General features: G+C 64.3%; 18 protein-coding genes, 1 tRNA gene and 1 pseudogene. 15 read left to right on the top strand and 5 right to left on the bottom strand.

All coding sequences use genetic code 11. The features are described from left to right. The first annotated feature begins 25 nt into the window (after positions 1–25). The 5 genes and pseudogenes from SHTP_RS13590 to SHTP_RS13565 all read left to right on the top strand — a co-directional run bounded on the left by SHTP_RS13590 (position 26) and on the right by SHTP_RS13565 (position 6350). Positions 26–2848 (top strand): MMPL/RND family transporter, encoded by a 2823-nt coding sequence (locus SHTP_RS13590; RefSeq protein WP_276527373.1) that lies wholly within the window; start codon positions 26–28, stop codon positions 2846–2848. A gap of 215 nt (positions 2849–3063) precedes the next feature. After that, complete coding sequence (locus SHTP_RS13585) at positions 3064–4266, top strand: ISAs1-like element IS2404/ISMul1 family transposase (protein WP_420811867.1); 1203 nt, start codon at positions 3064–3066, stop codon at positions 4264–4266. Between the two features lie 47 nt (positions 4267–4313). Continuing rightward, positions 4314–5006 carry a phthiotriol/phenolphthiotriol dimycocerosates methyltransferase gene (locus SHTP_RS13580; RefSeq protein WP_338101579.1) on the top strand — a complete coding sequence of 231 codons (693 nt, stop codon included), beginning with the start codon at positions 4314–4316 and terminating at the stop codon, positions 5004–5006. A 256-nt stretch (positions 5007–5262) separates the two neighbouring features. Beyond that, a pseudogene (locus SHTP_RS28970) lies at positions 5263–5445 on the top strand (replication initiator); the annotation flags it as partial. A 647-nt stretch (positions 5446–6092) separates the two neighbouring features. Further along, positions 6093–6350: a Site-specific recombinase gene (locus SHTP_RS13565; RefSeq protein ID WP_231991635.1), complete on the top strand. Its 258-nt coding sequence runs from the start codon at positions 6093–6095 to the stop codon at positions 6348–6350. An 84-nt stretch (positions 6351–6434) separates the two neighbouring features. Here SHTP_RS13565 and SHTP_RS13560 read toward each other — a convergent pair. Continuing rightward, positions 6435–6521: transfer RNA gene (locus SHTP_RS13560), tRNA-Leu, on the bottom strand. Positions 6522–6670: 149 nt separating this feature from the next. On the opposite strand from SHTP_RS13560, the gene SHTP_RS13555 reads away from it, so the two are divergent. From SHTP_RS13555 to SHTP_RS13545, 3 genes are all read left to right on the top strand, one after another. Next, positions 6671–8026, top strand: a complete 1356-nt coding sequence (locus SHTP_RS13555; RefSeq protein ID WP_096370871.1) for a M20/M25/M40 family metallo-hydrolase — start codon at positions 6671–6673, stop codon at positions 8024–8026. A 26-nt stretch (positions 8027–8052) separates the two neighbouring features. Then, on the top strand, positions 8053–8580 hold the full coding sequence (locus SHTP_RS13550) for a YbhB/YbcL family Raf kinase inhibitor-like protein (RefSeq protein WP_011740352.1): 528 nt from the start codon (positions 8053–8055) through the stop codon (positions 8578–8580). Positions 8581–8706: 126 nt separating this feature from the next. Next, positions 8707–10095: an HNH endonuclease signature motif containing protein gene (locus SHTP_RS13545; RefSeq protein ID WP_096370870.1), complete on the top strand. Its 1389-nt coding sequence runs from the start codon at positions 8707–8709 to the stop codon at positions 10093–10095. Between the two features lie 11 nt (positions 10096–10106). On the opposite strand, the gene SHTP_RS13540 is transcribed toward SHTP_RS13545, so the two are convergent. Genes SHTP_RS13540 through SHTP_RS13530 form a run of 3 tightly spaced genes read right to left on the bottom strand, consistent with a single transcriptional unit; the run spans position 10107 to position 12552 of the window. Further along, the gene (locus SHTP_RS13540) at positions 10107–11189 is read right to left on the bottom strand and encodes a quinone-dependent dihydroorotate dehydrogenase (RefSeq protein ID WP_096372461.1); all 1083 of its coding nucleotides are present in this window, start codon (positions 11187–11189) and stop codon (positions 10107–10109) included. 32 nt (positions 11190–11221) lie between these two features. Continuing rightward, the gene (locus SHTP_RS13535; protein ID WP_049785300.1) at positions 11222–11428 is read right to left on the bottom strand and encodes a DUF5703 family protein; all 207 of its coding nucleotides are present in this window, start codon (positions 11426–11428) and stop codon (positions 11222–11224) included. A 53-nt stretch (positions 11429–11481) separates the two neighbouring features. After that, positions 11482–12552, bottom strand: a complete 1071-nt coding sequence (locus SHTP_RS13530; RefSeq protein ID WP_096370869.1) for a YncE family protein — start codon at positions 12550–12552, stop codon at positions 11482–11484. A gap of 110 nt (positions 12553–12662) precedes the next feature. Between SHTP_RS13530 and SHTP_RS13525 the strand changes: the two genes are divergently transcribed. From SHTP_RS13525 to SHTP_RS13500, 6 genes are all read left to right on the top strand, one after another. Continuing rightward, positions 12663–12965, top strand: coding sequence for a hypothetical protein (locus SHTP_RS13525; protein ID WP_015356113.1), 303 nt, complete (start codon positions 12663–12665; stop codon positions 12963–12965). Positions 12966–13026: 61 nt separating this feature from the next. After that, the gene (locus tag SHTP_RS13520; RefSeq protein WP_011740346.1) at positions 13027–13857 is read left to right on the top strand and encodes an undecaprenyl-diphosphate phosphatase; all 831 of its coding nucleotides are present in this window, start codon (positions 13027–13029) and stop codon (positions 13855–13857) included. Beyond that, complete coding sequence (locus tag SHTP_RS13515; RefSeq protein WP_086085733.1) at positions 13854–14600, top strand: histidine phosphatase family protein; 747 nt, start codon at positions 13854–13856, stop codon at positions 14598–14600. Before SHTP_RS13520 ends, SHTP_RS13515 begins: the two co-directional genes overlap by 4 nt. Positions 14601–14688: 88 nt before the next feature. Further along, complete coding sequence (locus SHTP_RS13510; RefSeq protein ID WP_011740344.1) at positions 14689–15276, top strand: DUF3090 domain-containing protein; 588 nt, start codon at positions 14689–14691, stop codon at positions 15274–15276. Then, complete coding sequence (locus SHTP_RS13505) at positions 15260–16075, top strand: SCO1664 family protein (protein ID WP_015356110.1); 816 nt, start codon at positions 15260–15262, stop codon at positions 16073–16075. The genes SHTP_RS13510 and SHTP_RS13505 overlap by 17 nt, the downstream gene beginning before the upstream one ends. Before the next feature lie 259 nt (positions 16076–16334). Continuing rightward, positions 16335–17126, top strand: coding sequence for a 3'(2'),5'-bisphosphate nucleotidase CysQ (locus SHTP_RS13500; protein ID WP_015356109.1), 792 nt, complete (start codon positions 16335–16337; stop codon positions 17124–17126). Between the two features lie 28 nt (positions 17127–17154). Here SHTP_RS13500 and SHTP_RS13495 read toward each other — a convergent pair whose 3' ends face one another. Next, on the bottom strand, positions 17155–18705 hold the full coding sequence (locus SHTP_RS13495; RefSeq protein WP_231991634.1) for an aldehyde dehydrogenase family protein: 1551 nt from the start codon (positions 18703–18705) through the stop codon (positions 17155–17157). A 173-nt stretch (positions 18706–18878) separates the two neighbouring features. Between SHTP_RS13495 and SHTP_RS13490 the strand changes: the two genes are divergently transcribed. Then, positions 18879–20081, top strand: coding sequence for an ISAs1-like element IS2404/ISMul1 family transposase (locus SHTP_RS13490; protein ID WP_420873005.1), 1203 nt, complete (start codon positions 18879–18881; stop codon positions 20079–20081). Positions 20082–20382: the final 301 nt, after the last annotated feature.

Raw genomic sequence — 20382 nt, 5'->3', positions numbered from 1 at the left:
GGTGTTTCGCCCATCGTCGCGAGAGGTGCGCACCGAGCCCGCATTGCTGGCGCGCTGGATCCGTCGCCTGGCGATCCCGATCATGTTGGGTTGGCTGGCGATCATCGTCCTCATCAACATCCTGGTTCCTTCGCTTCAACAAGTCGCGGCCGATAACTCGGTGTCGATGAATCCCGCCGGCGCCCCGTCACTGCAGGCGATAAAGGAGATGGGCCGGGTGTTCGGCGAGTCCAGGTCCGACAGCGTCGCGCTGATCCTCCTGGAGGGTCGACAACCGCTGGGGGCCGATGCTCACGAGTACTACGACGACCTGGTGACGCGACTGCGGGCCGATACCGCCCACGTCCAGAATGTCCAGGACTTCTGGGGTGATCCGCTGACCGAAGGCAGCGCTCAGAGCCCGGACGGCAAGGCCGCCTACCTTCAGTTGTACCTCTCCGGGAACATCGGCGACACACTGGCCAACGAGTCGGTCGGGGCGGTGTGGGCGGCTGTGGATGCGCGCCCGCCGCCGCCCGGTGTGAAGGTGTATGTCACCGGTCCGGCGGCACTGCAGGCGGACCTGATCCACTCTGCTGAACGCACGGTCAGAACGATCAAGATTGCTACGTTCACGGTGATCATCGTGCTGATGTTGTTCTTCTTCCGGTCGGTCCCAACCGTTCTGGTGCTGCTCGGTGTGGTCGGTATTCAGCTGTCGGCGGCGACCGGTGTCGCCGCCGTGATCGGCTATCTCGGGGTCGTCGAGCTGTCAACGTTCGCGGTCAACCTCGTGGTCGCCATGGCTATCGCGACCGGGACCGACTACGCGATCTTTTTGATCGGCCGCTACCAGGAAGCGCGCGCCGCGGGGGTCGGCCGCGAATCGGCGTACTACGAGATGTGGCACGGCACTGCGCACGTTGTGTTGGCTTCGGGGCTGACGATCGCCGGCGCCGCGTTGTGTATGTGCCTGACCCGAATGCCGTATTTGCAGAGCCTCGGCGTGCCGACCGCAGTAGCCATGCTGGTGGCCTTGAGTGTTGCGTTGACCCTGGGCCCGGCTGCGGTCACCGTCGCCAGTCGGTTCGGCCTGCTGGAGCCCAAGCGTGCCATACGAATTCGCTTCTGGCGTCGCATCGGAACCGCGGTGGTGCGGTGGCCCGCACCGATTCTGCTCGCGTCACTGGCGGCGGTCCTGGTCGGACTGATAGCACTGCCGTTCTACCAACCCAGCTACAACGATCGCCGATACATCCCCGGCGACATCGAGGCCAATGCGGGCTATGCGGCCGCCGAGCAGCACTTCTCGGCGGCCCGGATGAATCCTGAGGTTCTGCTGGTTGAGGCTGACCACGACCTGCGCAACCCGGCTGACTTCTTGGTGATCGACAAGCTCGCCAAAGCCATTTTCCGCGTGCCAGGTGTTGCGCGGGTGCAGGCGATCACCCGGCCGGATGGTGCACCGATCCAGCACACCTCGATACCCATCATGATGAGTATTCAGGGCGTCGGTCTACAACAGAACATGAAGTTAATGTTTGACCGCATCGACGATATGAAAGCTCAGGCCGAGTCGTTGGGCAACACGGTGGCGATCATGAAGCGGATGCAGGCTTCGATGTCCCGAATGGCCGGAGTGGGCGACGGTCTCGTCGTCGACATGGATGACATGCAGACCGCCGTTCGCGACGCGCGGGACAGTTTGGCGGATTTCGAGGATTTCTTCCGACCGATCCGCAACTACTTCCACTGGGAGCCGCACTGCTTCGACATCCCGGTGTGCTGGGCTCTGCGGTCGGTGTCCGATTCCGTCGACGGGATCGACGCGATGACCGACCAGATGGATCGGATGATCAAGGGTATGACCGACTTGAACGCCCTGATACCGGAGATGATCGCGCAGTTCCCCCCCATGATCGCAACCATGGAGAGCATGCAGCAGATGATGCTGACGATGCACAGCACCATGTCCGGCATGTACCGCCAGATGGACGAATTGAGCCACGGCGCAGCCGAAATGGGTAAGGCTTTCGACGCGGCGCGCAACGACGACTCCTTCTACCTGCCGTCTGAGGTCTTCGACAATCCCGACTTCCGGCGCGCGATGGATCTGTTCATCTCGCCGGACGGCAAGTCGTTGCGGATGATCATCTCGCACCGCGGTGATCCGGCGTCGGCAGAAGGGATATCGCGGGTGGATCCGATCAAATTGGCGGCGATCGAGGCGCTCAAGGGAACCCCGCTGGAGAATGCCAAGGTGTCACTGGGCGGAACTGCCTCGGTCTACCACGACCTGTCGGAAGGTACTCGATACGATCTTGTAATCGCGGTGATCGCCACGGTCTGCCTGATTTTCGCGATCATGCTGTTGATCACGAGGAGTCTGGTCGCCGCGATGGTGATCGTGGGCACGGTGCTGCTATCGCTGGGCGCATCCGTTGGACTCTCGGTTCTACTGTGGCAGTACATCGTGGGTCTGCCGCTGCAGTGGATGGTGATGTCGATGGCTGTCATCATCCTGTTGGCGGTCGGCGCGGACTACAACCTGATGATGGTGGCCAGGTTCAAAGAGGAGATTCCGGCCGGGCTGAAGACGGGGATCATCCGCGCAATGGGTGGAGCAGGCAGTGTAGTGACTGCGGCAGGTCTGGTATTCGCCTTTACGATGACTTCGATGGTGGTCAGTGATCTGCGCACCATCGGTCAGATCGGGACGTTCATCGGGCTCGGCCTGCTGTTTGACACGCTGATCGTGCGGTCGTTCATGGTGCCCTCCATCGCGGCGCTGCTCGGCCGGTGGTTCTGGTGGCCGATCAATGTACGGACCCGACCCGCTCGGGCACGGCCGGTGCGGCCGCAAGCCTGATCCGATAATGGAGGCCGAATCATATGGCGGACTGGCTAGTTCGATAATCGGCCCATACGTGCGCCGCACCCCCAGGGCTCCGGCGTTGTTGATTAGCAGGCTTGTGAGCTGGGTTGATGATCTTTGGTGCCGCACTATTGGGGCCGGAGTGTAGGCACGGGCTATCTGGAGAACGATCGAGTTGGTTACTGTTCGTCGTTGGTCTGGAGTTGCCCGTGCCTACCGTTTCAGTATTGCCTGTGTCGTCGGTTCCAGAGGTGTTCGACCGCTGGAGTCCTGGTGAGCGCAGCGAGCTCATCGGATCGGAGTTTCTCGATGTGTTGGCCTCGGTGCCAGACCCGAGGGACCCACGCGGTCGGAGGTATTCGCTGATGGCTTTGTTGGCGATCGCGGTTCTGGCCACTGCCGCGGGGATGCGCGGCTATGCTGGTTTTGCCACATGGGCGGCCACCGCTCCCGATGATGTGTTGGCCCAATTAGGGGTCCGGTTCCGGCGGCCCAGTGAGAAGACCTTCCGTGCTGTTTTGTCTCGGCTAGACCCCGCCGACCTCAACGCCAGGATGGGCAGTTACTTCACTGCACACGTGGCCAGCAGCGACCCCAGTGGATTGGTGCCGATCGCGTTGGACGGCAAGATGCTGCGTGGTGCTTTACGCGCCAAAGCGACAGCCACGCATCTCGTGTCGGTGTTCGCCCACCGTGCCCGATTGGTGCTCGGTCAACTCGCTGTCGCCGAGAAAAGCAATGAAATTCCCTGCGTACGTGCCCTGCTCACGCTGCTGCCGGGTAGCTTGCGGTGGCTGGTCACCGTGGATGCGATGCATACCCAGGTCGTCACCGCGAAGTTGATCTGCGCCACCTTGAAGTCGCACTACCTGATGATCGTCAAGTCCAACCAAGCCAAAATACTTGCGCGTATCACCGCGCTGCCCTGGGCCGAGGTGCCCGCAGCCGCTACCGACGACTCCCGCGGCCACGGCCGTGTCGAGACCCGCACCCTGCAAATCATCACCGCTGCACGAGGAATCGGCTTCCCCTACGCAAAACAAATCATTCGGATCACTCGTGAACGCTTGATCACCGCCACCGACCAGCGCAGCGTGGAGGTGGTCTATGCCATCTGCAGCCTGCCGTTCGAGCACGCCCGCCCTACCGCGATCATGACCTGGATGCGTCAACACTGGGGAATCGAGAACAGCCTGCACTGGATACGCGACGTCACCTTCGACGAAGACCGTCAAAGGGCACATACCGGAAACGGCGCACAGGTCCTAGCAACGCTACGCAACACCGCGATCAATCTGCACCGCCTCAACGGCGCCGACAACATCGCCGAAGCCTGCCGGATCACCGCTTTGACCGCCAACCGCCGCCTAGACCTCCTCAATCCACAATTCCCCAGCTCACAAGCCTGCTAATCAACAACGCCGGAGCCCTGAGCCCCGCCCACCGCCTCCTCGCCCGCTTGGGAAGCATCTCGATCTACAAGAGAGTTTGGCGGTACTGGTACCCGTTGATGACGCGCGGGCTCGGTGCCGACAAAATTGCATTCCTCAATTGGGCCTATGAGGAAGATCCGCCGATAGACCTGACGTTGGAGGTATCCGACGAGCCCAACCGAGACCACATCAACATGTACCACCGCACGGCCACCCACGTGGAGCTTAGCGGCAAACGGGTCTTGGAGGTCAGTTGCGGCCACGGCGGCGGAGCCTCCTGCCTCACGCGCACCCTGCATCTGGCCTCCTACACGGGGCTGGACTTGAACCGGGCCGGCATCAAGCTGTGCCAGCGACGACACAACCTCCCTGGTTTGGATTTCGTGCGGGGCGACGCCGAAAACCTGCCCTTCGAGGACGAATCCTTCGACGTGGTACTCAATGTCGAAGCCTCGCATTGCTACCCGCACTTTAGTCGTTTCCTCGCCGAGGTAGTGCGCGTCCTGCGCCCGGGAGGATATCTCCTGTACACCGACCTGCGCCCTAGCATGAGATCGTCGAATGGGAGGCTGACCTGGCCGGCAGCCCGCTGCGGCAACTCTCGCAACGGGAAATCAATGCGGAGGTGGTGCGCGGTATCGAGAAGAATTCACACACGTCACGGGTGCTGGCCGATCGCAATCTGCCAGCCTTCCTGCGTTTCGCGGACCGCGCGGTAGGTAGGCAGCTGTCCCGCTACCTGGAAGGCGGGGAACTCTCGTACCGGATGTACTGCTTCACTAAGGATTTCGCGGCGTCCCGATGAACCCAGCTGAGCGCGAGTTCGGCATTGTCGTATACGGCGCCACCGGCTTCTCCGGTACGTTGACCGCCGAACGCCTTGCCCAGAGCGGGTCGGCGCACGGATGTCCCGGCCGGCCGCTCTAGTGAACGGCTGCGGGCTACGCGAGAGACGTTGTGCTCGATTTCGGCTCTGCCGATGGCGATGAGCTGGTGGCGTGGGAGTTTGACCATGCCGGCCCCACCAGCCCCGGCGACCGCACCCTCATTTACGCCGCTGCCCTGCAACGCATCCATACCCGCCGCGTAGGCCTGGTGGAAGCCCGTCGCCAAAGTCCCAGCCAACAGACAGATCCGCCCAACGGCGGCGATGGCTGACAATTCCCGAGCAGCGGGTGCTAGCACCGATTGTGACAGTCGAATCGACGCATCGGCCGTGTCGAACGGAGATGTTGAAATGGTTGTACCCGAGAACTATTGCCTTCCGCAGGACGCCGACCGTGCGCTGATGCAGGTCATACTGGCTGTACGGGACCGGATGCTTGGATCAGCGAGGGGAGTGGCGTGAGTCGGCGGTTCGCCTTCTACGGCCGAGTGAGCACGGAGGACGCTCAAGCCCCAGAGGCGAGTCGAATCTGGCAGAAACGGCGGGCCATCGACCTGGTCACTCCGCATGGCGGGGTCCTCATCGGTGATTACTTCGATGTGGGACAAAGCCGTTCGCTGCCGTGGAAGCGGAGGCCCGAAGCGTCGTGTCTCCAAGTTGTCGTGATCCGGGAGGTTGTTAACGGCGTGCTGCTTGAAAGTGGGAGGGCCTCCTGACGGGGTGGATGTGTCTGCATGCACCCGTAGGAGGTCCTTGTGTCTCACGCTAACGCTCGTACCAATGTGTTCGCTGGTCAGTTGATCGTTCGTGAAGACGAGGTGACTGCGCGACTTGATGAATGGATCGCCACCTTGGCCAATCCGGAAGACCTCGCCGCGGGCAGGACGTCGACCCGGCAGCCGGTACTGGCTACGCCGGCATGCAACGCCAGCTTCGCGAGGCGAATGCCCAGGTTGCTGCTTTGGTTACCGCCGTGGAGTCTGGCGTGGCCGTGGAGGACTTGACCGCCGCATTGCATCGCCGCACCGCCGAGCGTGACGAGCTGAAGGCCCGTCTTGAGCAAGTGGAGCGGCCCCGTGTCATGTCCGCCGCACAGATCAGCGAATTAGTCGAGGAACTGGGTGGGCTGTCAGCCGTGCTCGGTGCCGCGACCGGGGCGGAACGCGCACAGGCGTAGGCAAGCCTAGGTTTGCGTCTTTGACTACGACCCCTACCTGGGACGGGTCAAGGTGACGGCCGACTTGAGTCGTGTCGCCGGATGTGTCCGAGGGGGGACTTGAACCCCCACGCCCATTAGTAGGGCACTAGCACCTCAAGCTAGCGCGTCTGCCATTTCCGCCACTCGGACAAACCAACCGCATCGGTCGGCAGCTAAGGCTATCGGATGGGTGCGGCTGGACCCACCTTGGCCGGACGTCGACCCGTTGGTGGGGTTGCGGCAACCTGAATGTGCGGGGGGCGTCAGCGGCTGGGCCGAGGGTGGTAGGAAAGGTGACTGTGACCCAAAAGAATGGGGAGACCGGGACTTCAACCGACTCGCGCGATGACGTTGCCGAGGTTGTCAGCAGATTGATTCGGTTCGACACCACCAACACCGGCGAACCTGAGACCACCAAGGGCGAGGCGGAGTGCGCCCGCTGGGTAGCCGAACAACTCGCAGAGGTCGGGTACCAGACCGAATACGTGGAGTCCGGCGCACCGGGCCGGGGCAACGTGTTCGCTCGCCTTCGGGGCGCGGACAGCTCCCGGGGCGCCTTGCTGATCCACGGCCATCTGGACGTGGTGCCGGCCGAGGCCGCCGATTGGAGCGTGCACCCGTTTTCCGGCGCGATCGAAGACGGTTATGTCTGGGGCCGCGGCGCGGTCGACATGAAGGACATGGTCGGGATGATGATCGTGGTTGCCCGGCACTTCCGCCGAGCCGGGATCGTGCCACCTCGCGACCTGGTTTTTGCCTTCCTCGCCGACGAGGAGCACGGTGGCCACTTCGGTGCGCACTGGCTCGTCGATAACCGCCCAGATCTATTCGACGGTGTCACCGAGGCGGTCGGCGAGGTTGGCGGCTTTTCCGTGACCGTCCCGCGCCGGGACGGGGGTGAACGCCGGCTGTACCTGGTCGAGACCGCCGAAAAGGGAATCCTGTGGATGCGCTTGACGGCCCAGGGGAGGGCGGGCCACGGCTCCATGGTGCACGACCACAACGCAGTCACCACGGTCGCCGAGGCGGTAGCCCGGCTGGGCCGTCACCAGTTTCCGCTCGTGATCACCGACACCGTCGCCCAGTTTCTCCACGCGGTGAGCGAGGAGACCGGGCTCGAACTCGACCCCGACTCACCGGACCTGGAAGGGACTCTGGACAAACTCGGCCCGATCGCTCGCATGCTCAAGGCGGTGCTGCGCGATACCGCGAATCCGACCATGCTCAAAGCCGGGTACAAGGCGAACGTCATCCCGGCGACGGCGGAGGCGGTGGTGGACTGTCGCGTCCTGCCAGGCCGTCAGGCGGCATTCGAGGCCGAAGTCGACGAGCTGATCGGCCCCGATGTGAGCCGGGAGTGGATAAGCGAGTTGGCGTCCTATGAGACCAGCTTTGACGGGGACCTTGTCGATGCCATGAATGCCGCGGTGCTGTCGGTCGATCCCGACGGCCGAACGGTTCCCTACATGCTGTCCGGTGGGACCGATGCGAAAGCCTTCGCTCGCTTGGGTATTCGCTGCTTTGGCTTCAGCCCGCTGCGGTTGCCGCCGGAACTGGATTTCGCCGCGCTGTTCCACGGTGTCGATGAGCGGGTGCCCATCGACGCGCTCAGGTTCGGCACCGAGGTACTGACACACTTCCTGACACACTGCTAGTCGGAAAGCACAGGAGAGGACTGACCATGACATCGCCAGACCCGTACGACGCGCTACCCAAACTGCCTTCATTCAGCCTGACCTCGGCTTCGATCACCGACGGGCAGCCGCTTGCCACACCACAAGTCAGCGGAATCATGGGAGCGGGCGGGGAGGATGTCAGCCCGCAACTGAGCTGGTCGGGATTCCCCGAAGGGACGCGCAGCTTCGCGGTCACCGTCTATGACCCCGATGCCCCCACCCTGTCCGGGTTCTGGCATTGGGCGGTGGCCAACCTGCCCGCCGACGTCACCGAATTGCCTGCCGGGGCCGGCGACGGCCGCGAACTACCGGGGGGTGCGCTCGCCCTGGTAAACGACGCGGGCATGCGGCGCTACATCGGCGCCGCGCCGCCAGCCGGGCACGGTGTGCACCGCTACTACGTCGCGGTGCATGCGGTCGACGTCGACAAGCTCGAACTCAGCGAGGATGCCAGCCCTGCTTTCCTGGGGTTCAACCTGTTCCAGCACGCAATCGCGCGCGCGGTCATCCACGGGACCTACGAACAGACATAGCCGTCACGGCCCGCGCGGGCACGGCGGTTTCGGGTCGGGTAGACTACGCCGTCCTTGATCCGGCCGCCTGATCGGCATGAATGCCGGTGTGGCAGTTCTGCCGGTGTGCGCCGATAGTATTCGAACATGAATTCGAATGGATGTTCGGATCGGGAGTCGGTGGTCGCGACGCTGGACCGGCTCGATCGTGCGGTCGATGCGTTGGTTGAGGTGTCGTTCGAGGCGTTGACCACTCCGGAGCGGTTGCGGGTGTTGGAGCGGTTGGAGGTGGTGGCGCGTCGGTTGCCGGCGGCCCAGTATGCGTTGCTCAACCAGCTTGATGAGCAGGCTGGTGAGGCGGAGTTGGGTGGGCGACTGGCGGCGGTGGTGGCCAGTCGGTTGCGGATCACCCGCAGCGAGGCGGGTCGCCGGGTGGCTGAGGCTGCCGAGGTGGGGCCGCGGCGCGCGTTGAGCGGTCAGCCGGTGGGGCCGGTGTTGACGGCCACGGCCGCGGCTTTGCGGCAGGGGGTCGTGGGGGAGGGTCACGTCCGGGTGATTCGTGACTTCTTTCGGCAGCTACCTGCTGGCGTCGACGTGGGGACCCGGGACAGGGCCGAGGCTCATCTGGCGAAGCTGGCTACCCAGTTTCGTCCTGATCAGTTGGCCAGGTTGGCGGGGCGGTTGATGGATTGCCTCAATCCTGATGGTCGCCATAGCGATGAGGACCGGGCGCGGCGGCGTGGCCTGAGCCTGGGTAGGCAGGGGTTGGACGGGATGTCGCGCATTAGCGGGTGGCTGACCCCGGAGGCGCGCGCTGGGTTGGAGGCGGTGTGGGCCAAGCTGGCCGCACCGGGGATGTGTAACCCCGAGGACGAGGCCGCGGTGGTGGATGGGCCGGTGTCGCGCGACGCCGCTGATCGTGACAGTCGCAGTGTGAGTCAACGTCAACATGACGGGTTCAATGCGGCGTTGCGGGCGGTGTTGGCGTCGGGAGAACTGGGGCAGCATAACGGGTTGCCGGCGTCGATCATCGTGTCGACCACGCTGAAGGAGTTGGAGGCCGCCGCGGGCAGGGGGCTGACCGGTGGGGGCACGTTGCTGCCGATGTCGGATGTGATCCGGTTGGCTCGTCACGCGCATCACTATCTGGCGGTGTTTGATCGGGGTGAGGCGATCGGGCTCTATCACGCCAAACGGTTGGCCACACCGGGGCAGCGGATCGTTCTTTACGCCAAAGATCGTGGTTGCACCCGCCCGGGCTGTGACGTGGCGGGCTATCAGTGCGAGGTGCATCATGTCGCCGCATGGGCCATCAGCGGGCGCACCGATATCAACCAACTCACCCTGGCCTGCGGCCCGGATCACAAATTGCTCGAGCAAGGCTGGCGCACCCGCAAGAACGCTCACGGCGATACCGAATGGCTCCCACCGCCGCACCTCGACCACGGACAGCCAAGAACCAACAGCTACCACCACCCGGAAAAACTGCTCCGCGACAGCGCCGACGATGACGACGAGGGTCACGGGGCGGCGTAAGCCTGTCGCTCCTAACTGGGCGGGCGTCCCCGCTCGGCGGCGTTGGAGCCGACCGCTTCGTGCAGTGAGCCGAAACCGCCCTGGTGCAGCCGGCGGGCGATGCCGTCGTGAATGTGCTTGGACCACAGGCCCCCGCCGTAGATGAAGCCGGTATAGCCCTGCAGCAACGATGCACCGGCGGTAATTCGGTCCCAGGCATCCTCGGCGGTTTCGATGCCGCCCACACTGATCAGGGTCAGTCGATCGCCGACGCGCTGATAGAGCCGGCGCAACACCTCGAGTGAGCGCTCTGCCACCGGCGGCCCGGAAATGCCGCCCGCGCCGAGTTGGCCGACGCCAGGGGTCAGCAACCCATCGCGCGACACGGTGGTGTTGGTCGCAACGATGCCGGCCAGGCCAAGCTCGACGGCCAAGTCGGCGACCTCGTCGACGTCGGAATCGGAGAGGTCGGGCGCAATCTTCACCAGTACCGGTGTCGACGTTTCGGCCAGCACGGCGGCCAGGATGGGCCGTAGTGACTCCACCGCCTGCAAATCCCGCAATCCCGGTGTGTTCGGGGAGCTGACGTTGACCACCAGGTAGGACGCCAGCGGGCCGACCAGTCTGGCGCTGGCCCGGTAATCGTCAACCGCCTGGTCGGCCGGGGTGGTCTTGGTCTTGCCGATGTTGACCCCGACGGGTACTTCGGGATGGTGGCGGGCCAGCCGGATTGCGAGTGCGCCCGCGCCGTGGTTGTTGAATCCCATCCGGTTGAGCAGCGCTCGGTCCTCGGGCAACCGGAACAGCCGTGGGGCCGGGTTACCGGGCTGCGGGTGCGCGGTGACCGTGCCGACTTCGGCATAGCCGAAGCCCATCGCGGCCCAGGTGTCCAGTCCGGTGCCGTCCTTGTCGAACCCCGCGGCCAGTCCGAGCGGGCCGGGAAATCGCACCCCAAACACGGTAGAAGCCAGCACCGGGTCGGTCGGGCCCAGCCATCGCGTCAACATCCGCCGTACCGGTGTGGCCGCGGTGGCACCGCGCAGCACGGCAAAAACCAACTTGTGCACCCGCTCGGGCGGCAGCAGGAACAGCAGCCTACGCAGCAAGCAGTACATTCGAGACCCGTCCTGGTGCGGGTTGGCCACCGTCACAGTTCCGACTGGTCGGGCATCGGGCTATCCAGACGAGACTTCTTGCGACGCAACAACACACGTCTGCTGCCGTCGGTGTAGAGGCGCACCCGGGTCAGCTCCCAGCCGCGATACTCGGCCTCGATGGACAGCCGGGTGGATGCGCTGAGCCTGGTCACTTCCGGCGGCAGGCGCAGTGGCGCCCACTCATACTCGTCCGACATGTCGGTGGCCCAGCCGGCGGGCAACTGGCCCCGCCGCGACACGGAACTGCTGGTCAAGGGACACCTGCCGCATGCTCGATGACGTGTACCCCAGCGCCTGACCCGGACACGACGAATAAGGTGCCTGACGCTTCGTCAAAGGCCAACGAGTTGGGTTGCTGCACGGTTGGGTAACGCACCTTTTCCACGGGTATTCCGGTGCTGAGATCGTAACCAATAACGAGGTTCGCCGCGGTCTGGGACACCCAGGCCAGTTGATTCGACCCCGCTAGCCCGTACGGGTCCTGTGGCACCGGGTAGGCCTGGCGCAGGATCAGCGGGTCAACGCCATACACCAGCAATTGGCCGCCACGGGTATCTGCGACCAGCACTCGCCCCAGCGAGTCGGCGGCCATGGTGGTCGCCCCCTCACCGGCGCGTAGTGCCTGTTCGGCGCGCCCGTCGGCGTCGATCGTCGTCACCGAAGTCTGTCCGCGGTCCAACACGACGGCTGTGTTTCCTTGCGTAACGACCGCATCGACGCGGGCGAAGATCTTGATCCGGCTGAGGACCTGGGCGGTGCCGGCGGAGGCGGGGGTTTGCGGTGAGGCCAGGGTGTACAGGGCGCCGTCGGCGGTGCCCAAAACCAGCTTCCCGTCCATCCGGCGTGCGATCGCGGTGAATTCGGTGTCTGCCGAATCGGCCACGTTGACCTGCGATACGCCCCCACTGGGCAGGTCCACCACGAAGTAGCCGCCACGGGCAGACGCGTAGGCCTTGCCGTGGCCGTCACCGGTCAACCCGGTTGCGGGCCCGGGAAGTGTGATTGGTCGAGCTGGGGTTTGCTCCTTCGCGAACACGCTGATGCTGGCCGGCGCCGATGCGTCCGAACCCGGGCTCAGAACGGCCAACCTGCCGGAGTCGACGTCATACACCGCCGCCTGCGGATGCCCGCCCAGCGGCCGAACCACACCTGCCGGAGGCTGAGAAATCGGCGGAGACACGGCCGGCCGCGCGGGCTCGATCGTGGGCGGCGCCGATTGCAGCGGGCCCGAAGAACAACCCGTCAACAGGGTCAGCAGGGTCAGCAAAATGACTGGTGCGTAAAAATAGCGCTGAAGTGGTTTTCTATGATTTCGCAGCAACGTCTACCCTCTGAATGTCGGCCATGGACTCGAAAATTTAAGGAACGTTGTCGCATCCAATCTCGTCATGTTGCCCACGGAAAGTATTTCTGACGAGGTATTGCCTGGGCATGACCGTCGCTGCTGACCGGCATACCGCAGACAAAGGGTTTGCGATCGAAGACATGTTGACGGGCATTTTCGCCAGTGGGTACGGGCAAGTCGGAGATGGCCACAGTTTCTCCTTCCGCATCGAACACCGCTCGCTCGTTGTCGAAATTTACCGACCCCGTCTGACCGGGCCGGTTCCGCAGGCCGAAGACGTCGTCGCACGGTCGGTCCGCGGCTTGGTCGATATCGACCTCACCGACGAGCGCAGCCTGGCGGCGGCGGTGCGTGATTCTGTCACGCATGCCCTGCCTGCGTCGCACTAGTCACATCTCATAACGGGCTCTCGCACCAGGTACGGTCGTCGTCGTGTCTGCAGTTGCGGCGATGTCCTGGTGGCAAGTCATCTCGTTGGCTGTCGTGCAGGGTCTGACCGAATTCTTGCCGGTTTCCTCATCGGGACACCTGGCAGTGGTGTCGCGGGTTTTCTTCAGCGACGATGCCGGTGCTTCTTTCACTGCGGTCACCCAGCTGGGCACCGAAGCCGCCGTACTGGTCTACTTCGCCCGCGACATCGTGCGCATCCTGCGGGCCTGGTTCGACGGTCTGGTGGTTAAGTCGCATCGCAACGCGGACTACCGCCTTGGCTGGTACGTCATCATCGGAACCATCCCAATCTGTGTGTTGGGGCTGCTGTTCAAGGACGAGATTCGGTCGGGCGTGCGAAACCTGTGGGTGGTGGCCACGGCGCTGGTGGTGTTCTCTGGGGTAATCGCGCTTGCCGAATACCTGGGCCGCCAGAGCCGTCACGTCGAACAGCTCACCTGGCGCGATGGCCTGGTGGTCGGGGTTGCCCAGACCCTGGCGCTGGTTCCTGGGGTTTCTCGGTCCGGCTCGACCATCAGCGCCGGCCTGTTTCTAGGGCTAGACCGTGAGTTGGCCGCCCGGTTCGGCTTCCTGCTCGCCATACCGGCGGTGTTCGCGTCCGGGTTGTTCTCCCTGCCCGATGCCTTCCACCCCGTGACGGAGGGCATGAGCGCTACCGGTCCGCAGCTATTGGTGGCCACCCTCATCGCTTTTGTGGTCGGCCTCGCCGCGGTGTCATGGTTCTTGCGGTTTCTGCTGCGCCACAGCATGTATTGGTTCGTCGGCTACCGGGTGGTGGTTGGCGTGGTAGTGCTGATTCTGCTGGCTACCGGTACGGTCGCGGCGACATGACCGTCATCCTGTTGCGCCACGGCCGGTCCACTTCGAACACCGCAGGCATTCTGGCCGGTCGTTCCGAGGGGGTCGACCTTGACGACAAAGGGCGCCAGCAGGCCTCGGGGCTGATCGACCGGATCGGCGATCTGCCGGTCCGTGCGGTGGTGTCCTCCCCGCTACTGAGGTGCCGCACCACCGTCGAGCCGCTGGCCGATGCGCTGTGTCTGGAGCCGCTGGTCGAAGAGCGACTCGCCGAGGTGGACTACGGGGACTGGACCGGCCGCAAGATCGCTGAGCTGGTCAACGAGCCGCTGTGGCGAGTGGTCCAGGCGCACCCCAGTGCCGCGGTGTTCCCGGGCGGCGAGGGTTTGGCGCAGGTGCAGGCGCGGGCGGTGGCCGCCGTTCGCGAACACGATCGACGGCTGGCCGAGAAGTATGGGGGCGATGCGCTCTGGCTGGCGTGTACCCATGGCGACGTCATCAAAGCGGTGGTGGCCGATGCCTACGGTATGCACCTGGATAGCTTCCAGCGGGTGACCGCCGACCCCGCATCGGCGAGCGTGATCCGCTACACCCAGCTGCGGCCGTTCGTGCTGCATGTCAACCACACCGGTGCGCGGCTGTCCGCAGGACTGCGCGCGGGCCTTCCCCCGAAGGCGGCGCCGGACAAGCCAGACGAAGAGCCCGACAAGGTTCAGACTGAGTCAGTCGGTGGCGTGCCGTCCGGAGACGCGGTGGTCGGCGGCTCGACCGACTAGGGGAGCGGTCCCCACCGCTGTGGTTTAGCGGTGCGGACCCCCTGCGAATCCCACGACAACGCCATCTGCACGGTATTTTGGAGGTGCCATGGCCCGCGCAATTCACGTATTCCGTACACCCGACCGATTCGTGGCCGGGACTGTTGGTCAGCCCGGAAATCGCACGTTCTACATCCAGGCGGTGCACGACAAACGAGTCGTGTCGGTGGTCTTGGAGAAGCAGCAGGTCGCGGTCCTCGCCGAGCGCATCGGCGCGTTGTTGCTCGAGGTCAACCGCAGGTTCGGCACACCGGTTCCCCCGGAACCCGCCGAGGTTGACGATCTAAATCCGCTGATCATGCCGGTGGACGCCGAATTTCGGGTCGGGACCATGGGGTTGGGCTGGGACTCGGAAGCCCAGACCGTGGTCGTCGAATTGTTGGCGGTCACCGACGCGGAGTTCGACGCTTCGGTGGTGCTCGATGACACCGACGAGGGTCCCGACGCGGTGCGGGTCTTCCTGACGCCGGAGTCGGCGCGGCAGTTCGCCACCCGGTCCAACCGGGTCATCTCGGCGGGGCGCCCGCCGTGTCCGCTCTGCGACGAGCCGCTGGACCCCGAGGGACATATTTGTGCGCGCACCAATGGCTATCGGCGCGACGTGTTGCTCGGGTCCAGCGATGACCCCGAGGAATGACGAACGCGAGGTAGTGCGGGACGGCGAGCTGACGGTCCTCGGACGTATTCGTTCGGCCAGCAACGCCACTTTCCTGTGCGAATCCACCCTCGGCGACAACACCGTGCACTGCGTCTACAAGCCGGTTTCGGGTGAACAGCCGCTATGGGACTTTCCCGATGGCACCCTGGCCGGCCGCGAACTCAGCGCATATCACGTTTCGGCCCAGTTGGGCTGGAACATCGTGCCCTACACCGTGATTCGAGACGGACCCGCCGGGCCCGGGATGCTGCAGCTGCGGGTACAGCAACCCGGTGACGCGGTAGGCACCGATCCCCGGCCCGGGCCCGACCTGGTCGACCTGTTTCCCTGCGGCAAGCCGCAACCGGGTTACCTGCCGGTCCTTCGCGCGTACGACTACTCCGGCGACGAGGTCATCCTGATGCACGCCGACGATGTCCGGTTGCGGCGGATGGCGGTGTTCGACGTCCTGATCAACAATGCCGACCGCAAAGGCGGGCACATCCTCTGTGGCGTCGACGACCGGGTGTACGGGGTCGACCACGGCGTGAGCATGCATGTCCAGGACAAGCTACGGACAGTGCTGTGGGGCTGGGCGGGCAAGCCGATCGATGATCAGACCCTGCAGAAGGTTGCCGGGCTCATCGATGATCTGCGTGGGAAGCTGGGCGAGACGCTGGCGGGCTTGATCACCCATGCCGAGATTGTCGCTCTGGGCAGGCGGGCGGAGATGTTGCTGGACAATCCCGTGATGCCTGGACCGGACCGCCACCGCCCAATACCGTGGCCGGCCTTCTAGAAGGTTGTCGCGAGTCCGATCCGGCGCGTTTGACCGTTCCTGATCGCCGTTGTGGGTGCGACGTGTTTGGTCCGGCATGAGCGCGCGTGCCAATCCGGCGCGTTTGACCGTTCCTGATCGCCGTTGTGGGTGCGACGTGTTTGGTCCGGCATGAGCGCGCGTGCCAATCCGGCGCGTTTGACCGTTCCTGATCGCCGTTGTGGGTGCGACGTGTTTGGTCCGGCATGAGCGCGCGTGCCAACTCGGCGATACTTGTGCGGTGAGCCACCCGCCCGCGCGCCACCTGACCGATGCGGAGCTGGCTGCCGACCTCGCGGTGGACGCTGGGAAATTGTTGCTGGCCGTGCGGGAAGAGGTTGGTTTCGACCATCCATGGGCGCTTGGTGACGCCGGTGACTTCCAGGCGAACTCCCTGCTGCTACGGCGGCTACGGGCGGAGCGGCCTGGTGACGCGGTGCTCAGTGAGGAAGCTCACGACGACCTGGTGCGGCTGAAGTCTGATCGGGTGTGGATCATCGATCCGCTGGACGGCACCCGCGAGTTCTCCACGCGTGGCCGGGACGACTGGGCGGTTCATGTCGCGTTGTGGCAGCGTCGCGCCAACGGCAGGCCCGAGATCACCGATGCTGCCGTGTCACTGCCGGCCCGCGGCAACATCGTTTTCCGCAGCGACACGGTGACCGCCGACGCCGCACCGGTCGGGGTGCCGGATGTCATTCGGGTGGCGGTCAGCACCACCCGTCCGCCGGCAATCCTCTATCACGTCAGTCGGACGCTGGCCATCCAACCAGTCGCCATTGGTTCGGCCGGTGCCAAGGCGATGGCCCTCATCGAGGGCAAAGCCGATGCCTATCTGCACGCCGGAGGCCAATGGGAATGGGATTCGGCGGCGCCGGCCGGCGTGGTGATGGCCGCCGGCATGCACGCATCCCGATTGGATGGGTCGCCGCTTCGGTACAACCAGCTGGACCCCTACCTGCCCGATTTCGTGATGTGTCGCCCCGAGCTGGCGCCTGTGCTGCTCGATGCCATCCGGCAGGTGTGGCGGTAAAACCGCTACCGGTTGGATCGGCCCCGTCCTACCGACCTAGTCGACGCCGCCAGTCTCTGGCCGACAGCATTCTGACCACCTTCTCCGCGAAGCTGCCCTTCTTGCGGCTATAGGGGTACCAGAGCAACTCCTTTTTCATCGCGACCCGCTCAGCGACGATGCTCTTGGGGTGGCAGTACTTGCGGATGCCTTCGGCGCCGCCGGAGCGGGTGCCCAACCCCGACTCCTTCCAGCCGGCCATCGGAACCCCAATTTGAAAGATGCCGGTGATCACATTGTTGATGTTCACGGTGCCGGTATTCAGGCGCCGGGCAATGTCAATTGCCTTTGCTTTGTCGCGTGTCCAGACGCTGCCGGACAACCCGAATCGGCAATCGTTGGCTTTCTCGATCGCCTCCGCAACGTCGCGCACCTTCATCACCGGCAAGGTCGGGCCGAATGTCTCCTCACGCATGCAGTCCATGTCATGGTCGACATCGACCAGCACCGTCGGTTCGTAGAACAACCCGTCCCCGCCGGGATCACGCGTTTTGCCGCCGATGAGAACCTTCGCGCCCTTGCAGACCGCGTCGTCGACGTGTCGAGACACGATCTCGAGTTGTTGCGCGGTAGTCATCGAGCCTATTTCGCACGAATAGTCATGCCCGGCATCCATGCCCTGACGCAGCTGCGCTGTCCTGGCCACCAATTTGCTCACGAACGTGTCAAATACCGGGGCCTCGACATAGATCCGTTCCACCGAAATGCAGACTTGGCCGGTGTAGGCGAATCCGCCCCAAACCGCGCCGTCGACCGCCCTGTCGATGTCGGCGTCCGCGCAGACGATCATCGCGTCTTTGCCGCCAAGTTCCAGCCCGCACGGGATCAACCGTTCGGCCGCGGCGACGGCGATCCGGCGCCCGGCGCCCACCGAACCGGTGAACATCACGTAATCAACGACGTCGACGAGGGTCGCACCGGTTTCTCCGAAACCGAAGACCACATCGAGCACGTCCGGTGCACCGATCTGCTTCCACCCCTCCACCGCGTGCTGCCAGGCCAATGGCGTGAATTCCGAGGGCTTGGACAGCACGGCGCATCCGGCCAACAGGGCGGCGGGAACGTCGAGCAGCGGTACCGACAACGGACCGTTCCACGGGGTGATGACGCCGACCAGGGGATAAGGCTCGTAGACAATGGTCAGCTTCTTGGCCGCGTTGGCTGCGCCGTATGGGCGCACCGGCTGGTCGGCCAAAAACTCTGCGGCGTTGTCGATCCAGTAGTTGATGACCTGCACGGTGGCGATCTCGATACCCGCGTCACCCCAGGACTTGCCCGTTTCCAGCTGCAGCGGCGTCAGCAGATCATCGCGGTGGTCGAGCATCCAGTCGCGCCATCTGCCCAGCCAGCACGGGCGGCCGGACACACCCAATCGCTGCCACTCGGGTTGTGCGGCCCGTAGCCGTGCCGCCGCCGCCGCAACGCCATCGACCGTTGTGACTGGGACGGTTCCGACGATCTCGCCGGTGGCCGGACATTTGACCACCACTTCATCGCGGGTGTCGGCTTCGGCCGGGTTTGCCTGATTTGTCGTATCCATCATCACTGCCACCGCCTTTGCCGCCGGCGCCAGGGCTCCGGCGTTGTTGATTAGCAGGCTTGTGAGCTGGGTTGATGATCTTTGGTGCCGCGCTATTGGGGCCGGAGTGTAGGCACGGGCTATCTGGAGAACGATCGAGTTGGTTACTGTTCGTCGTTGGTCTGGAGTTGCCCGTGCCTACCGTTTCAGTATTGCCTGTGTCGTCGGTTCCAGAGGTGTTCGACCGCTGGAGTCCTGGTGGGCGCAGCGAGCTCATCGGATCGGAGTTTCTCGATGTGTTGGCCTCGGTGCCAGACCCGAGGGACCCACGCGGTCGGAGGTATTCGCTGATGGCTTTGTTGGCGATCGCGGTTCTGGCCACTGCCGCGGGGATGCGCGGCTATGCTGGTTTTGCCACATGGGCGGCCACCGCTCCCGATGATGTGTTGGCCCAATTAGGGGTCCGGTTCCGGCGGCCCAGTGAGAAGACCTTCCGTGCTGTTTTGTCTCGGCTAGACCCCGCCGACCTCAACGCCAGGATGGGCAGTTACTTCACTGCACACGTGGCCAGCAGCGACCCCAGTGGATTGGTGCCGATTGCGTTGGACGGCAAGATGCTGCGTGGTGCTTTACGCGCCAAAGCGACAGCCACGCATCTCGTGTCGGTGTTCGCCCACCGTGCCCGATTGGTGCTCGGTCAACTCGCTGTCGCCGAGAAAAGCAATGAAATTCCCTGCGTACGTGCCCTGCTCACGCTGCTGCCGGGTAGCTTGCGGTGGCTGGTCACCGTGGATGCGATGCATACCCAGGTCGTCACCGCGAAGTTGATCTGCGCCACCTTGAAGTCGCACTACCTGATGATCGTCAAGTCCAACCAAGCCAAAATACTTGCGCGTATCACCGCGCTGCCCTGGGCCGAGGTGCCCGCAGCCGCTACCGACGACTCCCGCGGCCACGGCCGTGTCGAGACCCGCACCCTGCAAATCATCACCGCTGCACGAGGAATCGGCTTCCCCTACGCAAAACAAATCATCCGGATCACTCGTGAACGCTTGATCACCGCCACCGACCAGCGCAGCGTGGAGGTGGTCTATGCCATCTGCAGCCTGCCGTTCGAGCACGCCCGCCCTACCGCGATCATGACCTGGATGCGTCAACACTGGGGAATCGAGAACAGCCTGCACTGGATACGCGACGTCACCTTCGACGAAGACCGTCAAAGGGCACATACCGGAAACGGCGCACAGGTCCTAGCAACGCTACGCAACACCGCGATCAATCTGCACCGCCTCAACGGCGCCGACAACATCGCCGAAGCCTGCCGGATCACCGCTTTGACCGCCAACCGCCGCCTAGACCTCCTCAATCCACAATTCCCCAGCTCACAAGCCTGCTAATCAACAACGCCGGAGCCCTGCCGCCGGCGCCAACCGGAGCTGTTCGTACGGTACCCAGCAGACCACAAATTTCCGGGTTTGCAGAGCCCATTTTGAACAAGCGCGGAACCCCTCGGCAATGCCCAGCGGCCAGAATCTCCGCGTTTGCCCGGCTGCGCGTGATCGCCGGGCCGCGCTGGAACGCGGGTCGCCCAGCGTGAGCCCGATGGCCGGGCTCCTCCTCGGCCCGCACCGCGGGCCGCGGGTGGGTTTGGGTCGCCCGCGTGAGCCCGATGGCCGGGCTCCTCCTCGGCCCGCACCG

The sequence above is a fragment of the Mycobacterium ulcerans subsp. shinshuense genome (assembly GCF_002355775.1).
Classification (GTDB): Bacteria; Actinomycetota; Actinomycetes; order Mycobacteriales; family Mycobacteriaceae; genus Mycobacterium; species Mycobacterium marinum.
The sequence above is the reverse complement of the archived record's forward strand: the minus strand, read 5'-3'. Positions and strand labels throughout refer to the sequence as shown.

Excerpts from the sequence above, each read along its gene's own strand:
- SHTP_RS13565 (WP_231991635.1), top strand. The coding sequence starts at position 6,093 with ATGCAACGCCAGCTTCGCGAGGCGAATGCCCAGGTTGCTGCTTTGGTT.
- SHTP_RS13505 (WP_015356110.1), top strand. The coding sequence starts at position 15,260 with ATGACCCCGAGGAATGACGAACGCGAGGTAGTGCGGGACGGCGAGCTG.
- SHTP_RS13510 (WP_011740344.1), top strand. The coding sequence starts at position 14,689 with ATGGCCCGCGCAATTCACGTATTCCGTACACCCGACCGATTCGTGGCC.
- SHTP_RS13545 (WP_096370870.1), top strand. The coding sequence starts at position 8,707 with ATGAATTCGAATGGATGTTCGGATCGGGAGTCGGTGGTCGCGACGCTG.
- SHTP_RS13515 (WP_086085733.1), top strand. The coding sequence starts at position 13,854 with ATGACCGTCATCCTGTTGCGCCACGGCCGGTCCACTTCGAACACCGCA.
- SHTP_RS13495 (WP_231991634.1), bottom strand. The coding sequence starts at position 18,705 with ATGGATACGACAAATCAGGCAAACCCGGCCGAAGCCGACACCCGCGAT.
- SHTP_RS13550 (WP_011740352.1), top strand. The coding sequence starts at position 8,053 with ATGACATCGCCAGACCCGTACGACGCGCTACCCAAACTGCCTTCATTC.
- SHTP_RS13525 (WP_015356113.1), top strand. The coding sequence starts at position 12,663 with ATGACCGTCGCTGCTGACCGGCATACCGCAGACAAAGGGTTTGCGATC.
- SHTP_RS13535 (WP_049785300.1), bottom strand. The coding sequence starts at position 11,428 with ATGTCGGACGAGTATGAGTGGGCGCCACTGCGCCTGCCGCCGGAAGTG.
- SHTP_RS13540 (WP_096372461.1), bottom strand. The coding sequence starts at position 11,189 with ATGTACTGCTTGCTGCGTAGGCTGCTGTTCCTGCTGCCGCCCGAGCGG.
- SHTP_RS13520 (WP_011740346.1), top strand. The coding sequence starts at position 13,027 with ATGTCCTGGTGGCAAGTCATCTCGTTGGCTGTCGTGCAGGGTCTGACC.